Source organism: Solibacillus sp. R5-41 (assembly GCF_002736105.1).
Lineage (GTDB): Bacteria > Bacillota > Bacilli > Bacillales_A > Planococcaceae > Solibacillus.
This window is the reverse complement of the sequence record NZ_CP024123.1, coordinates 1,112,379-1,128,200: the sequence shown is the minus strand read 5'-3', so window position 1 is coordinate 1,128,200 and position 15,822 is coordinate 1,112,379. Positions and strand designations below refer to the sequence as shown.

At 37.0% G+C, this 15,822-nt stretch carries 13 protein-coding genes; 2 read left to right on the top strand and 11 right to left on the bottom strand.

From position 1 onward, the window contains the following. Window positions 1-29: 29 nt before the first annotated feature. On the bottom strand, window positions 30-500 hold the full coding sequence (locus CSE16_RS05200) for a sensor histidine kinase (RefSeq protein WP_253896170.1): 471 nt from the start codon (window positions 498-500) through the stop codon (window positions 30-32). A gap of 35 nt (window positions 501-535) precedes the next feature. Here CSE16_RS05200 and dctA point away from each other — a divergent pair, with 35 nt between their 5' ends. Continuing rightward, a complete protein-coding gene (gene dctA / locus CSE16_RS05195) occupies window positions 536-1,789 on the top strand; it encodes a C4-dicarboxylate transporter DctA (protein WP_099422919.1) in 1,254 nt (417 codons plus the stop codon). A 593-nt stretch (window positions 1,790-2,382) separates the two neighbouring features. Here the strand turns inward: dctA and CSE16_RS05190 are convergent. The 5 genes from CSE16_RS05190 to CSE16_RS05170 form a co-directional block, all read right to left on the bottom strand. Continuing rightward, window positions 2,383-3,360 (bottom strand): bile acid:sodium symporter family protein, encoded by a 978-nt coding sequence (locus CSE16_RS05190; RefSeq protein WP_099422918.1) that lies wholly within the window; start codon window positions 3,358-3,360, stop codon window positions 2,383-2,385. Between the two features lie 428 nt (window positions 3,361-3,788). Next, window positions 3,789-4,910, bottom strand: a complete 1,122-nt coding sequence (locus tag CSE16_RS05185) for a Nif3-like dinuclear metal center hexameric protein (RefSeq protein ID WP_099422917.1) — start codon at window positions 4,908-4,910, stop codon at window positions 3,789-3,791. Beyond that, window positions 4,907-5,602: a tRNA (adenine(22)-N(1))-methyltransferase gene (locus CSE16_RS05180; protein ID WP_099422916.1), complete on the bottom strand. Its 696-nt coding sequence runs from the start codon at window positions 5,600-5,602 to the stop codon at window positions 4,907-4,909. Before CSE16_RS05180 ends, CSE16_RS05185 begins: the two co-directional genes overlap by 4 nt. 327 nt (window positions 5,603-5,929) lie before the next feature. After that, window positions 5,930-6,268, bottom strand: a complete 339-nt coding sequence (locus CSE16_RS05175) for a c-type cytochrome (RefSeq protein WP_099422915.1) — start codon at window positions 6,266-6,268, stop codon at window positions 5,930-5,932. Window positions 6,269-6,412: 144 nt separating this feature from the next. Next, window positions 6,413-7,555, bottom strand: a complete 1,143-nt coding sequence (locus CSE16_RS05170) for an acyl-CoA dehydrogenase family protein (protein WP_099422914.1) — start codon at window positions 7,553-7,555, stop codon at window positions 6,413-6,415. Between the two features lie 668 nt (window positions 7,556-8,223). Between CSE16_RS05170 and CSE16_RS05165 the strand changes: the two genes are divergently transcribed. Next, on the top strand, window positions 8,224-9,510 hold the full coding sequence (locus CSE16_RS05165) for an adenylosuccinate synthase (protein WP_099422913.1): 1,287 nt from the start codon (window positions 8,224-8,226) through the stop codon (window positions 9,508-9,510). A gap of 242 nt (window positions 9,511-9,752) precedes the next feature. On the opposite strand, the gene CSE16_RS05160 is transcribed toward CSE16_RS05165, so the two are convergent. From CSE16_RS05160 to CSE16_RS05140, 5 genes are all read right to left on the bottom strand, one after another. After that, window positions 9,753-10,304 carry a hypothetical protein gene (locus CSE16_RS05160; protein WP_099422912.1) on the bottom strand — a complete coding sequence of 184 codons (552 nt, stop codon included), beginning with the start codon at window positions 10,302-10,304 and terminating at the stop codon, window positions 9,753-9,755. Window positions 10,305-10,724: 420 nt separating this feature from the next. Then, the gene (gene rpoD, locus CSE16_RS05155) at window positions 10,725-11,852 is read right to left on the bottom strand and encodes an RNA polymerase sigma factor RpoD (protein ID WP_099422911.1); all 1,128 of its coding nucleotides are present in this window, start codon (window positions 11,850-11,852) and stop codon (window positions 10,725-10,727) included. A 31-nt stretch (window positions 11,853-11,883) separates the two neighbouring features. Then, complete coding sequence (dnaG, locus tag CSE16_RS05150; RefSeq protein WP_099422910.1) at window positions 11,884-13,710, bottom strand: DNA primase; 1,827 nt, start codon at window positions 13,708-13,710, stop codon at window positions 11,884-11,886. Window positions 13,711-14,013: 303 nt separating this feature from the next. Continuing rightward, window positions 14,014-14,826, bottom strand: coding sequence for a pyruvate, water dikinase regulatory protein (locus tag CSE16_RS05145; protein ID WP_099422909.1), 813 nt, complete (start codon window positions 14,824-14,826; stop codon window positions 14,014-14,016). Window positions 14,827-14,835: 9 nt separating this feature from the next. Then, window positions 14,836-15,474, bottom strand: coding sequence for a transcriptional regulator CcpN (locus tag CSE16_RS05140; RefSeq protein WP_172954423.1), 639 nt, complete (start codon window positions 15,472-15,474; stop codon window positions 14,836-14,838). Window positions 15,475-15,822 lie beyond the last annotated feature (348 nt).

Below are 15,822 nucleotides of genomic sequence, written 5' to 3'. Positions count from 1 at the left end.
TACAAGTAAAAAACTTCTGCTGAAACAAGTTAAAGCTCAAATGTCAAAATAAAGGTCGTCCCCTTATTTTCTTCACTCGCTATCTCAATTGTGCCATTTCCTTTAGTGATAATTTCTTGGATTAAATAGAGACCAATTCCTCGATTTTCGCTATGCTTCGTCGAAAATCCATTTTCAAAAATCTTTTCTACATCATTTGATGGAATACCTACACCGTTATCTGCTACTAAAATAGCTAGAATGCCATCATTATCATCAATTGAAATCGTTACTTCTTTTTGCTCTCGTTCGACTGCAATTAGTGCATCAAATGCATTTTCGATTAAATTCCCAAATAAAACAACAAAATCATGATGGTCCAGATACTCGGGAAAACGCGTCAATTTACTTTCTTCATCAATCAACACTTGAATGCCGAGCTCTTTTCCGCGACTAATCTTGCTTAATAATAGCCCAGATATATTTTCATTGTAAATGCGTTCATTTAAAAACTTCGTCACTTGTTCATGCTGGACTTTATACAGGGGGTTGCCTCATGAAATTACTAAAAAACTTAACAGTCCAAGTAATTATCGCCATCATTTTAGGTATTATCGTAGGTGCGATTTGGCCTGAATTTGGTGCAAGCTTAAAAATACTAGCTGATTTATTCATTAAGTTAATAAAAATGTTAATCGCTCCTATTATCTTCTTAACCGTTGTTATTGGAATTGGCGGTATGGGTGACATGAAAAAGGTTGGTAAGATTGGTGGTAAAGCCTTACTTTACTTCGAAATCGTTTCAACAATTGCCCTTGCAATCGGTATTATGGTTGCAGTCGTAATCAATGCTGGTGCTGGTTTTGATACTTCTAAAGCTGCCGACGCTGACATTTCGAAATATACATCTGCAGCTGAAGCTTCTGGTGAAGGTGGTTTAGGTGGCTTCATCTATGACATCATTCCAGAGAACTTTGTCGGTGCAATCGCATCAGGTGCTTTGCTTCCAACATTATTTTCAGCGATATTATTCGGTATCGCAACTGCTTCTTTAGGGGAGAAAACGCGACCTGTCATTACATTTTTCGAACAAATTTCAGAAATTTTCTTCAAAATTGTTGGAATGGTCATGAAAATTTCGCCAATTGGTGCTTTCGGTGCGATGGCGTATACAATCGGTTACTTCGGTTTAGGTTCACTAAAATCATTAGGCTTATTAATGGTTGCGGTATACGTTACGATGTTCTTGTTCATTGTATTTGTATTAGGCTCAATCGCTAAATACTTCGGCTTCAATATTTTCCGTTTTATTGCATACATTAAAGATGAAATTTTCATCGTTATTGGTACATCTTCTTCTGAATCGGCATTGCCATCATTGATGCGTAAATTAGAAAATTTAGGCTGTGGAAAGCAAGTTGTTGGTTTAGTCGTACCAACAGGCTATTCATTTAACTTAGATGGTACGTCCATTTATTTATCAATGGCTGCGTTATTTATCGCACAGGCGTATGGTGTCGATTTAACATGGCTTGAAATTGCCACACTTCTTGGGGTATTAATGATTACATCTAAAGGAGCTGCAGGTGTAACAGGTTCTGGTTTCATCACACTGGCTGCAACATTAGCTGCATTCCCAATGGTGCCAGTTGAAGGAATTGCCCTTTTAATCGGGGTTGACCGATTCATGTCCGAGGCCCGTGCTGTAACAAACTTAATCGGTAACGGGGTTGCATGTGTCGTTGTTTCTAAATCAGAGAATGACTTTGATGAGGAAATGGCCGCAAAAGCAATGCCTGTAAAAGGATAATATAAGTAAGTAAATATAAAAAAAGGCTACATTTCGTAGCCTTTTTTTCTTCTTATTTAATTTTTTCACTTCTTCCCATTCAATTACCATTGAGCACAATTTGATAGACGATTAATTATACTGCTTTTCTAATCTTATGATCTAAAACCGTTAACACAACAACTAATCCTTAAAATAGAGCAATCTTCCTTTCAAGCCAACAAAAGTTATACATTCATACAATCTAAATACCATTAATCATAATAGGTTCATGAACAAAAATAATAAATAACAAGCTAAAAGGACATAGCCTTCAATATTGCTAATACCCTTTTCTTATTCAGCTGTTTTAAATTGCACAAAATGACGTTTTGAAGATGGGTTATCCATCTGAGAGTACGAATTAATGAAATATTACATACACAGATTGTTAATCAAGACTATCAACCTATAACGATTGAAAATTACATCTGGTTATAAAAGGAGAAAATGGAAAACAAGTGGATGATGGACGTAGTCATTAAAAAAACGCTCAAAAGAAATGAGATGAGGAATTCCTCATCTCATTTCTTTTCATCTGATTGAAAATAGATCAGTTTTGTAGAAAGTAAAAATTACTTTTCATTAGAAAGTAAAAACTTTGGATTTTTTAATTTCTCCTCATTCTTTTCTTCCATACGACTAAAAATGGTTGCTAATATTGGACCTGATATATTGTGCCATACACTAAAAATCGCACTTGGTACAGCTGCTAATGGAGAAAAATGTGCAACGGCTAATGATGCACCTAGGCCCGAATTTTGCATTCCTACTTCAATTGCAATAGCTTTCTTTTTCGCTAAGTTCATACCGAACATCTTTGCGAATAAATACCCGATTAAGTATCCTAAACAGTTGTGTAAAACAACAACAGCAAAGATAATCAAACCAGTTTCAGCAATCTTTTGTTGATTACCCGCAACAACCGCAGTTACAATAGCAACGATCGCTACTACGGAAACGAGAGGCATCACCTTCACACTTGCTGTCGCTTGCTTGTTAAAGAGCTTCTGTACAATAAATCCTAATGCAATCGGAATAATAATTACTTTGATAATCGACATAAAGAGTGCACTAGGAGCAACATCAATGTACTCACTTGCAAATAAATAAATTAGTCCAGGTGTAACGATCGGAGCTAATAAAGTTGTGATGGAGGTAATCGTCACCGATAATGCCACATCACCTTTGGAAAGAAACGTCATAACGTTTGAAGATGTCCCCCCTGGGCAACAACCTACTAAAATAACACCGATTGCAATTTCAGGTGGGAGGTTGAATATTTTCACCAATAAAAAGGCTAAACTTGGCATAATCACAAATTGACCAACTACACCAACTGCCACATCTTTTGGTCTAGTTAATACTTCTTTAAAGTCCGCAACAGTTATTGTTAATCCCATACCAAACATAACAATACCTAGTAATATCGTGATATACGCTCCAATCCAAGAAAATCCATTTGGAACAAAAAAGGCAAGTGCTGCAAAAAGGAGCACCCAAATAGCAAATGTACTGCTAACAAACTGACTAAATCGTTCTAAAATTTTCATCCTGCACCTCTATGAAATATATTATTAATATAAAAGATTATATATAAATAGCGAAATTTATTCAATAGTTAAAATTATTAGAAAATTAATCCGTTTAAAGTGAATACTGATAATCCTCTTTTGCATATCTAAGTTTTGATTATTAAAACTAGTCCTTATAAATCATGAAATAGATTATATTATATTTTATTTTTAATGGTATATTTATCTACATTATTGAAGACCAGCGCGAAATCTAGGATACGTTTGGAACTGACGGGTGGAAAATCTGTGGAGATGTCGGGGAAAACGGGAGAATGTGTTCGATCGTGATTCTGAAAAAGTTCAATTTCTTCTTAAACTAAAGTTTTTTAGTTAAATAAAAAACGTCTCCTACAACTTGTAGAAAGACGTTAGAAACATTGATATTTCTTATTTCACCGAAACATTTAAACAAACGTAAACGGCTCTGTATGAATTATGGATTGAATAAACTGCACGGGTAATTTCTTCGCGTCACATAATTGAGTCATCTTCTGTGCAACCCCTTGAATCATTACCTTTTCAACATGATGTCCTGGGTCAACAATGCTTAAGCCTTGCTGCTCGGCATCTTGTGCCATATGGAAACCAATATCTCCCGTTACGAATACATCTGCACCTGCAAATTTAGCTGTTCGAATATATTTATTGCCGTCGCCACCAACGACTGCGACTTTATGAACAAGTCCGTCTACTGGACCGACAACACGTACAAATGGCACGTCCAATTGAACTTTGACGAATTGTGCAAATTCCTTTAACGTCATCGGTTTATTTAATAAGCCAATTCGGCCGAGGCCTTGCTCATTTGATGATACTTCCGTCGTCCATACATCATACGCCGGTTCCTCATATGGATGTGCATTGAGCATTGCTTTTAACACACGATTTTTTAACGACTGCGGGAACACGACTTCAATTTTCTGTTCGCTCACTACTTCCAATTGGCCGATTGCGCCAATTGTCGGATTTGCGCCGTCTAATGCCTTAAAGCGCCCTTGTCCATCTGTAGAAAAACTGCATGAATCATAATCGCCTAGTTGTCCTGCCCCTGCTTTAGCTAAAGCTGCGCGCATCTCATCCGTTTGGTTTTGCGGGACATAAACTGCTAATTTCATTAAATTCTCATGATACGTCTGTTCTAAAATTTCACAGTTTGTTAATTGCAAAGCAGCTGCTAATAAATCATTGACCCCACCTGGTGCCACATCTAAATTCGTATGTGCCGCATACACCGCAATATTATTTTTAATGCATTTTTCATATAAAGCACCTTGTGGATTGTCTGTGCGCAAATTGGAAAGCTTCATAAAAATAGGTGGATGGTGTGCAATAATAAGCTCACAGCCTTGTTCAATCGCTTCATTTACTACTTCATGCGTCACATCTAGTGTCACAAGTACCTTTGAAACTTCTTTATTCAATGTCCCAATCGCTAAACCAATCGGATCATTTGGCATACAGGCGAATTTTTTCGGTGACCAAGACTCAAATAACTGAATGATTTCTTGCCCATTGACTTTTTTCACTGAATAACCTCCTGTACCATCTCAACAAGTTGTGCCAGCTCTGTAAATTTCGCTTCGTTATCAGCGGTTTTTTCAGCTTTTTCAATCGCTTGCTGTACGCGTTGCCAATTAGCCACTTCACGTGACCATTTTTCAACAAATACAGGCGATTTCGTTGCAATTAATTTTGGACCTAATAATATTTCAGCTTGTGTTAATTCCATCTGTCCTCGTTGCAATACAAGAACTTCATACACTTTGCCGTCCTCTTCTAAAATAACTTCATCTTGTAATGCCCAACGATTAAGAAGTGCCCATTCGCGAATTGCTTTTGCATGAATATTTGGCTGTAAAATAAGACGCGTCACCGATTTTAAAGCTTGTGGATGCTTTTCTAAAATCGAAACAATGAGTGGACCGCCCATCCCAGCAATTGTCACAGTATCAATTTGGTCCGTTTCTTCAACTGCCGCTAACCCATCTGCCATGCGAACGGTAATTTTATTTGTTAAGCCTTCTGTACGTACTTGGCGTACAGCAGATTCGAAAGGACCTTTTACAACTTCTCCTGCTACGGCGCGTGAAGCAATCCCTTTGTGTACTAAATAGCATGGTAAATACGCATGGTCACTCCCGATATCTGCAACAACCGCACCCGTTGGAACAAATGATGCGACCATTTCTAAACGTTTTGAGAGCTTTTGTGCATTCATATTTCAATTTCCTCTTTTCTATTTTACAATGTACCCTTATTATATAAAAAAACCTCTCATTCGTCTTGTAGTTGAGAGGTTAATGCATTGAGAAGGACATAACTAAGGTCAAATTAGACGCTAGTTACTTTCGACTGAAATAAGATCAATTACACCTCGGAGTAATTGCGTCCAGAATTTTTTCGAGCTTGCTTAAAAAAATCCTCTAAAAATCTGTGACATCCGCCGGAGGCTTAACTTATTTCAGCGGGTGTTTGGAAACCCGCTGAAATAAGTTAAAAGCATAGACACTAGATTGCTCTAGTACCTATGCTTCGATTTTCAATATTATAGACCAGAAATGTACTCTGCTACAGCTTTTGCCTCTTCTTCTGTTTTAAGAATTGCAGGCATGCCACCGCTTTCAGTACCATTTAAAGCAACATCTTTAATGTGCTCAGCATCTAATCCAACGATTGAAGGACCCATGCTACCTTTTAAGTCACCACCGTGACATGAAATACAGTTCTTTTGAGCGATTTCTTCACCGCTTAATTCAACCGTTTCACCTGAAGTATCCCCTTCAGCACTATTCTTATTTGCTGCACCTTCAAATGACATGAAGAAAATTAGTCCAATACCGAATGTCATGATAAGTACGTAAGGAATAAGTGGATTGTTTCTCATTGCGTTCCCCTCCCTCATTAGTTATTCTCATTCTATCTGAAATAGAACCTAGTAAACACTAATAATTGTACTGTATATTCTGGAAAACGAAAAGCCCTATTCCCTAAGTTTTACTATGTTTGTAACAATTACGACAAATTACCATTAACGTTGCAATATATGTCTTGCAATAACCATTTTTTGGACTTCTGAAGTTCCCTCTCCTATCTCTAATAATTTAGCATCACGCATATAACGTTCCACTTCATACTCTTTCATATACCCATATCCTCCATGAATTTGGATTGCTTCATCGCACACTTCCATCGCCATTTCAGATGCATAGTATTTGGCAATCGCCGCTTCCTTGCCAAATGGACGTCCTTGATCTTTTAACCAAGCCGCTTTATAAACATAATTTCTCGCGATTTCAATTTTCACTTCCATATCAGCTAATTTAAACTGCGTCGCTTGAAACTGTGACAAAGTTTTGCCAAATTGTTTGCGTACTTTTGCATATTGAACAGCTTTATTTAAAGCACCTTGCGCAATACCAACCGCCATCGCCGCAATTCCGATGCGCCCACCATCCAATGTCGTTAAAAATTGCTTAAAGCCGTTTCCACGCTTGCCTAAAAGATTTTCTTCTTGCACTGTCACATTTTGAAGTAGCAGCTCCGTTGTATTCGAAGCATTTAAGCCCATTTTTTCATAATCGGATTTAATTTGGAAACCTGCTACATCGGTTGGCACGATAATCGCACTAATTTCTTTTTCATTATTTTGTCGATTCGTAATTGCTGTTAACGCTAAATGTTTGGCATAGCTTGCATTTGTAATAAACACTTTGGAGCCATTAATCGTATACTGCCCATTTTCTAAAACAGCCGTTGTTTCCGTGCCACCTGCATCAGATCCAGCATTCGGCTCTGTTAAACCAAATGCTCCAAAGGATTCTCCCGTACAAATCGGGACAAGATACTTTTGCTTTTGCTCCTCTGTCCCAAATAAATAAAGTGGTGCCCCACCTAAAGAAATATGTGCAGAATACGTAATGCCCGTAGAAGCACAAACACGGCTTAACTGTTCCGTAACAATTGCAAAACTAATGGTATCTGCCCCCGCACCCCCGTAAGCTTCTGGAAATGGTAAGCCCATTATCCCCATTTTTGATAATTCCTTAAAAATAGGTAATGGAAATTCTTTTGTCTTATCACGCTCAATTGCCCCTGGTGCTACAACTTCATCTGAAAATTCCCGCATCATTTTTTGCAACATTTGTTGTTCCGCTGTTAAGTCAAAATTCATGTCACCCCACCCTTTCTCCCACTCATGTATCACCTTTCATTCTATACGAAATATATGTATTTTTACAGAAAAATTAAGTTTTAAAGAGAATTTATATACAAATCAACAATCCGATTGTAAGCCCAAAACAAAAAATATGCGTTCTTTTCGGTGGGCAAAGCGAATAGCTAGCTATCTAAATTTTTTTCGGTTAGTTCGCTACTTTTCACATGTTGACTGGATTTGTTACATCCAACCCAGCCTATAAATCATTTATAAGTTCTGGCTGTTGTTGAATTGATAAATTCGGTAGCTCTGTCAGTAGCTTCACTAAGTATCGATACGATTTACCGACCGTTGCGTTAAACCACGCATTTGAAAATAAAAAAGGAATTCAACGGTTCGCAACATTATATGCAAGTAATCGCTTAATTTACCTCCCACCATAACACGAACGATAATTATCCATTTTATAATTTCGTTCGTGTTTTAACTTGTTTTCCATTGACTTCTACTGTTAATCACTGCTACAATAACGCTATTCGATATAATGATACATTTATTGAGTAAATAGACACTAATACGTAATTAAAAAGATCATTGTACGAGTTATTCATTTTTAAATAATTGGATATTTCGCTCAATTAAGGAGAAGAATAAATAAAATTGAGACTAACGGAGGTGCTGATATGACATCAGTTGTAGTTGTAGGAACACAATGGGGAGACGAAGGTAAAGGGAAAATTACGGACTTCCTTTCTAAAAAGGCAGATGTAATCGCTCGATTTTCAGGCGGCGATAACGCAGGTCATACAATCAAAATTGGCGATGAAACTTACAAATTACATTTAATTCCATCAGGTATCTTTTATAAAGAAAAAACTTCAGTGATGGGGAATGGGATGGTTATCAACCCAAAATCTCTCGTATCAGAACTAAAAGGTTTGGAAGAACGTGGGATTGTTACAACAAACTTACGTATTTCAAACCGTGCTCATGTAATTCTTCCATATCATATTTATCAAGATAAAGTGGACGAAGCTTCTCTTGGGGATAATAAAATTGGGACAACTTGTAAAGGGATTGGTCCGTGCTATCAAGATAAAATTGCACGTATAGGAATCCGTATTGCAGACCTACTTGATCGTGAAGTGTTTGAACAAAAACTGCGTGATAATTTAGAGAAGAAAAACCGTCTTTTCGAAAAATTCTACGAAGTGGAAGCCTTAAAATTTGAAGATATCTTCGAAGAATTCTACGGCTATGGCCAAGAGCTCGCGAAATACGTAACAGATACTTCTAAAGTATTAAATGACGTTTTAGATGAAGGTGGCCGTGTGTTATTTGAGGGTGCACAAGGAGTTATGTTAGATGTTGACCATGGAACTTATCCATTTGTTACATCTTCAAATCCTGTTGCAGGTGGTGTAACAACTGGTACTGGTATTGGTCCCTCTCATGTTTCTCGTGTTGTTGGAGTATGTAAAGCATACACTTCTCGTGTAGGTGACGGTCCATTTCCAACGGAACTATTCGATGAAGTTGGTCATCAAATCCGTGAAGTTGGTCGGGAATATGGAACAACGACAGGGCGCCCACGACGTGTAGGTTGGTTTGACTCAGTAGTAGTTCGCCACTCTCGTCGTGTGAGTGGGATTACAGATTTAGCATTAAACTCTATTGACGTTTTATCTGGTTTAGATACAGTTAAAATCTGTACAGCTTATAAATACAACGGTGAAGTGATTACCGAGTATCCAGCAAGCTTAAACATCATTGAAGCTTGTGAACCAATGTATGAAGAACTTCCAGGCTGGACAGAAGACATTACTGGAATTCGTACATTAGAAGAACTCCCAGAAAATGCTCGTAAATACGTAGAACGTGTTGTAGAGCTAACAGGAATAAACTTAATGACTTTCTCAGTAGGGCCAGCTCGTGAGCAGACAAACGTCGTTAAAGCTATCTGGGAATAAGATTGGAACTACTAACGGTAAACAACTGTTAGTAGTTTTTTTATCTGTAAATCCGAATCAAAAAATTTGTGCACATTCCGGTTCGCACGACGAATAGCCAACTATCTGAATTTTATCATGGATAGTTGGCTATTTACATGTTGCCTGGATATTTTTCGATCAAGGTATACAATCATATTTAAGTTTTGGCAGTTGTTGAATTGGTAAATTCGATAGTTCTATCATTAGCTTTAATAAAAATATCATATGTAAAACCAAGCGCCAATAATAATACAAAAACCGATGACTCCGGAAATTGTAAAGTATGTGATTTTCAGCATAATCCCACTAATGAGCCATAAAATACAGTTTGTAATTAATAAGGCAAAAAGCATATTATTATTCCCAGCAAAATAAGTCATACTTATTTTAACTGAAATTCCTAGCATTAATAGGGCTACTGCCAGTTGAAGCATAGTCGCTAATAATTTATTTCTTTTTGCAAAATAAAACGCCCCCACTAAGCAGCTTGCGGCAAAAATACCCGCAATGGCCACGACTACCCATTCATATTGAATTGTAAATAATAGCACTGTAAACAATAGTGCAATGACCGGAAAGATCGATGCAATGCTCCATTTTCTTCTTTTAATTACAGGGTTAATCGCTTTTTTCGCATTCCCTGAAATTTCTTCATTATTATTTCCTTCTGAATAAAGCGTCATTAAAAAATCACAGTAATGCTCTGGTAGCAATTTATTTTGCTTCCAAAAAGTAATTTCATTCATAATAATTTGTTTTTTTGGATTTGACATGTAAATTCCCCAAATCTACTTTATGTATTGATCTTCATTCAGCAAATGACTCCTGCTTCTATAGGTGGCAGGATGAATGAAAGTATAGCCTTTTCAGTGAGCGTCCTTACGCCAACTGAATGAAGATAAGCCCCCGGCGGATGAAAGGAATGAATATAAGGTTGTTAGCCTATGTCGTCGCATCTATGCGACAAACGGCTAACTGACCTGCACCATGCAGGCCTAAACACAATTCAAAATCCTGACGCAATTACGCCGAGGCGTAATTGAACCTATTACTATTGTAAGTATTTGTAAGGGTGCGTACATCAGTAAAAAGTAACAATCTTTTCTTTTTTATGGCATACTTTTTAGCTAAATAATAACATGAAAAAAAGGTGAAGAAAATAATTCAATTTTCTTCACCTCTTACATATCCTTTTATTCTAAGAAATCTTTCAGGCGTTTTGAACGAGATGGGTGACGTAATTTACGAAGTGCTTTTGCTTCGATTTGACGAATACGCTCACGTGTTACACCGAATACTTTTCCTACTTCTTCTAATGTACGTGTACGGCCATCATCTAAGCCAAAGCGTAGACGTAGTACATTTTCTTCACGATCTGTTAATGTATCTAGGACATCCTCTAATTGCTCTTTTAAAAGCTCATATGCTGCATGGTCTGAAGGTGATTGTGCTTCTGAGTCCTCGATAAAGTCTCCTAAGTGCGAATCATCCTCTTCACCAATTGGCGTTTCAAGTGATACAGGCTCTTGTGCAATTTTTAAAATTTCACGTACTTTTTCAGGTGTTAAGTCCATTTCTTCTCCAATTTCTTCTGGAGACGGTTCGCGACCTAAATCTTGCAATAATTGACGCTGTACACGAATTAATTTGTTAATTGTTTCTACCATGTGTACTGGAATACGGATTGTACGTGCTTGGTCAGCAATCGCACGTGTAATCGCTTGGCGAATCCACCATGTTGCATAAGTCGAGAATTTAAATCCTTTGCGGTGGTCGAACTTTTCAACCGCCTTAATAAGACCCATATTCCCTTCTTGAATTAAGTCTAAGAATAGCATACCGCGCCCAACATAACGTTTGGCAATCGATACTACTAGACGTAAGTTTGCTTCTGCTAATCGCTTACGTGCTTCCTCGTCACCTTCTTCGATACGCTCTGCAAGACGAACTTCTTCAGCTGCAGAAAGTAAGTCAACACGACCAATTTCTTTTAAATACATACGAACCGGGTCATTAATTTTTACGCCAGGAGGAACACTTAAATCGTTTAAATCGAAAGTTTCTTCGCTTGCTTCTTGTTTAGAAAGCGCTTCTTCTTCAAACTCTTCTTTTCCTTCAACTGTTACATCATTTTTTTCCACTTCATCAGCAAAGTTAAAAACTTCTTCATTCTCTACTTCAAAAAAAGCGAGCGTTTCAGAAATTTCCTTCATTGACATTTCTCCAACTTGCTTTGCCTTTTGTAAAAGCTTTTTCTTTACTTCTTCTAATGTAAGCCCATTTACTACTGTCTCTTTTGAATGTTTTGACTTTTCCGTCATAAACCTTCCTCCTTCTAAAAAACAAATCGCCTTAAATTCCCTTTACCGATCTTCTTAACTGGATAATCTGTTGGGCTATTTCAAGAGCTCGCCTATGTTCGTGCATCTTTTCTGCTTCTTTTTGATTATGCGTTAATTTTTCTATTTCTATTTCGATACGGTGTTTTTCAATATGCTTTAAACAATCACTAATTTCCGCTTCACCATTTTCTGGATCACGATCGATATATGCTGCTTCCATAACTATTTTACGCAATTCATTGTCATTTAAAACTTCTACAAAACGTTGAAAATCTGCCATTTCATATTCTTCATAAAAACCCACTAGACGGACAAATACGGATAAATATTCTTCATGAATAAATGGCGCGGTGTTTCCTAGTTTCAAAACTTTATTCACCACATTCACATCATGCAACATATGGGCAAGTAATAATCGCTCTGCTCGATCCGTCGCCGTTTTTGGTAGCTTTTGCTGAACCAATTCAATAGGTTGCTTTAATGCATTTTGATTACGTTTTTGTTCTTTAGCACCATCTGCTACAACTTTTCGTAACTGCGCACTAATCGCTTCTTGAGAAATATTTGTCTCATTTGAAAGCTGACGAATGTATAAATCTCGTTCTGTCGGTGAAGAATTATCTTTCAACGTTTCGAGAACTTCTTGAATGTATTGTAATGTGTCATTTTCAAATTGAAAGTTTTTGCCGCGCTTCGCATGCATCATCATAAATGCGATATAAGCGTGCGGTTTTTCGATTATTTGATTTTTAAACGCTTCTTGACCATAATTTTGGATGTAATCATCTGGGTCAAGCTTGTTTGGTAAAACAGCCACTTCAACTTTAATTCGTTCTTCATGTAACATTTGTGAAGCACGTTTCGCCGCTTCAAAACCAGCATTATCACCATCATAGCAAATCGTAATTTGCTGAACTAAGCGTTTGAGCTTTGTAATATGCTGGGGTGTAAGCGACGTACCCATCGTTGCGACTGCATTATATACACCTGCTCGATTGGCAGCAAGTACATCAACAAACCCTTCCATTAAGACTGCGTGACGTGTTTTTCTAATCGACGCACGAGCCTTGTCCAAATTGTAAAGCACCTGACTTTTATGGAAAATAGGTGTTTCTGGACTATTTAAATACTTTGCTTCATCTGCATTTTTGTTAAGGATTCTCCCTGAAAAAGCAACAGCTTTACCATTTTCATCTCGAATCGGAAACATAATTCTTCCACGGAAACGATCGAAAAATGTTTGGTCACTCTCTTTTTGAATGATGAGCCCACATTCTGCCATTACTTCTAAAAGAAAACCTTTACGCTCTAATAATATCGAAAGTGTATCCCAATTCGGTAACGCCCATCCTATTTGATGAGTTTCGATTTGTTCACGCGTAAATCCTCTTTCTAGTAAATAATTTAATGCTAATTCTCCATCTTCTGTATTCATCAACAAATGATGATAAAATTCGGCAGCAACTGCATGTCCTTCTCGCATCATTTCTTCTTTTTTTGAATAAGAAGTATTCGACGTCGTTAGCTCTGATTGCACTTGAACGTCTAATGGAATACCTGCACGATCTCCCAGCTTGATTAATGCATCCGGGAATGCGATATGCTCGATATCCATTACAAAAGTTATTGCATTTCCCCCAGCTCCACAACCAAAGCAATGGAAGATTTGTTTTTCTTGAGACACGGAAAAAGAGGGTGTTTGCTCTCCGTGAAATGGACATAATCCAAACCAGTTGCGCCCTCTTTTCGTTAACTGCATATAATCGCTAATCACATCGACTATATCAGACTGCGAACGAATCTGCTCAATCACATGTTCAGGTATTTTCCCAGCCATCTTTATCACCATCTACTATTACTATCTACATAATTCGAGAAGAAATAAAAAAACCCTCTAAAATACGACAAAATTTAAGATTTTTTTATTGAACTACTCATTCGTAATATTTTTACCACAATTTTATTATTATAAAACAAAAAACCGCTTGTTGCTATCTATTTTTTACTATTTCTGTGTTATCAACTATATTTCCTACTAAAAATAGAAAAAAAAGTAGTTTTTTTTTGAAGGATCGCTTTTCATATGATGGTTTACGACCAAAAAACCGCCTCTTTTCACTGAGGTGGCTTATGTGGGCTATTATTTTTCGCCTTCTAGCATGTCTAAAATCTTATTTGCAGTTTCTTCGACTGCCCGATTTGTTACATCAATAACCCGACATCCTATTCTATCAGCTATTTGGTTGAAATAGCGAATTTCCTGCTCAATTCGTTGTTGCTGTGCATAAGAAGCATTTTCCGTTAATCCAAGTGCGATCAGACGTTCTTTACGAATATTATTTAATTTTTCAGTAGAAATGACTAAACCAAAGCATTTTTGGGGGTCAATTTTCATTAACTCAATTGGTGGCTCCACCTCAGGAACAAGTGGCACATTCGCTACTTTATAGCTTTTATGTGCTAAATATTGCGAAAGCGGTGTTTTTGAAGTTCGTGACACCCCAATTAATACAATATCCGCTAATAATATTCCTCTTGGATCTTGGCCATCGTCATACTTTACGGCAAATTCAATCGCTTCAATTTTTTTAAAATAATCATCATCTAGTCGATGGACAAGGCCCGGCTTTTGTAACGGAGGCTCATCAAATGAAAGTTCAATTAAATCCATCATTGAACCTAGTAAATCAACTGTCGGTACATTATTTTCTACTGCTAAATTATAAAGTGCTTTTCGCATTTCTTTTTCTACTAATGTGAAAACTATTGCAGCTTGTTGGTTCACCGCGATTTGTACTATTTTTTCAATGAGCTCAACATCATTTATTCTGGGAAATTTGCGTATTCTCACTTTGTCAAAATTTGGCCGAAATTGGCTGACAACTGCCTTTACCGCATTCTCACCTGTTTCACCAACTGAATCTGAAACGACAAAAATTGTTAAATTTTTCATTGTGCCCACCTATAAATCATGCGTTTCAGCTAAAGAGATGAAGGCACGCGTAATACTTGTTTTTGTTAAGCGTCCAATTACTTCAACTCCATTTTCAGTTTCCTTTACAACAGGCATCGAATCAATTTCGCGTTCTATTAATTTTTTCGCTGTTAAAACTAAGGAATCTGACTGTAAGCAATACGCAATATTTGGCATTCTCGTCATAATAATATGTACCGGTATTTTATTTAAGTCTTGTGTACCTATACTCGATCTTAATAAGTCTTTGCGTGATAAAACCCCTTGTAAAAAATCATCTTTATCCAATACAAATAACGTTCCAACATCTTCTAAAAACATATGACATATTGCGTCGTAAACTGTCATACCTTCAGAAACAACTACTGGTGCAGATTGGAAATCCTTCACTTTTAAATTCAGCATAGACTCTGTAATTGCCACAGTGGATTTCTTTCCAGCATAAAAATAGCCTACACGTGGTCGTGCATCTAAAAATCCAGCCATCGTTAAAATGGCCAAATCAGGGCGCAACGTTGCACGCGTTAATCCAAGACGCTCTGCGATATGCTCTCCTGTGATTGGTCCGTTCTCTTTAACAATTTGCAAGATAGCATCTTGACGTTTATTGAGTTCTATTAGACTCACCCGCTTCAAATAATGTTATACTTTTATCTTAATTATTATATACTATTTCGTTCAATATTGCGAAGAAAACAATCACATGCTACAATATGAGCATAGAACGATATTGTTCATATTGTTCTTTCTAAACAACTTTATAATACAGCGATGATGGGATTAATAAGTATCAATTTAACTAGCAGCGAGTAGGGATAGTGTAAGCCTATATTCAAATTGAGAAACGGCACCCTGAGCTTTTTTAAAAGAGGTTTTTTAATTATGTTTTTAGTACAATCTTCGTACTCATAGTGGAGAATTTTTCCTCAAACGGCTGATGCAGTTTACATAATTTAGAAAACAAGCGGGGTGGAA

Bases quoted from the DNA above. Each gene is read 5' to 3' on its own strand.
- CSE16_RS05160 (WP_099422912.1), bottom strand. From the start codon at position 10,304: ATGTCAAATCCAAAAAAACAAATTATTATGAATGAAATTACTTTTTGG.
- CSE16_RS05190 (WP_099422918.1), bottom strand. From the start codon at position 3,360: ATGAAAATTTTAGAACGATTTAGTCAGTTTGTTAGCAGTACATTTGCT.
- dnaG (WP_099422910.1), bottom strand. From the start codon at position 13,710: ATGGCTGGGAAAATACCTGAACATGTGATTGAGCAGATTCGTTCGCAG.
- dctA (WP_099422919.1), top strand. From the start codon at position 536: ATGAAATTACTAAAAAACTTAACAGTCCAAGTAATTATCGCCATCATT.
- rpoD (WP_099422911.1), bottom strand. From the start codon at position 11,852: ATGACGGAAAAGTCAAAACATTCAAAAGAGACAGTAGTAAATGGGCTT.
- CSE16_RS05180 (WP_099422916.1), bottom strand. From the start codon at position 5,602: ATGAATGCACAAAAGCTCTCAAAACGTTTAGAAATGGTCGCATCATTT.
- CSE16_RS05170 (WP_099422914.1), bottom strand. From the start codon at position 7,555: ATGAATTTTGACTTAACAGCGGAACAACAAATGTTGCAAAAAATGATG.
- CSE16_RS05145 (WP_099422909.1), bottom strand. From the start codon at position 14,826: ATGAAAAATTTAACAATTTTTGTCGTTTCAGATTCAGTTGGTGAAACA.
- CSE16_RS05165 (WP_099422913.1), top strand. From the start codon at position 8,224: ATGACATCAGTTGTAGTTGTAGGAACACAATGGGGAGACGAAGGTAAA.
- CSE16_RS05175 (WP_099422915.1), bottom strand. From the start codon at position 6,268: ATGAGAAACAATCCACTTATTCCTTACGTACTTATCATGACATTCGGT.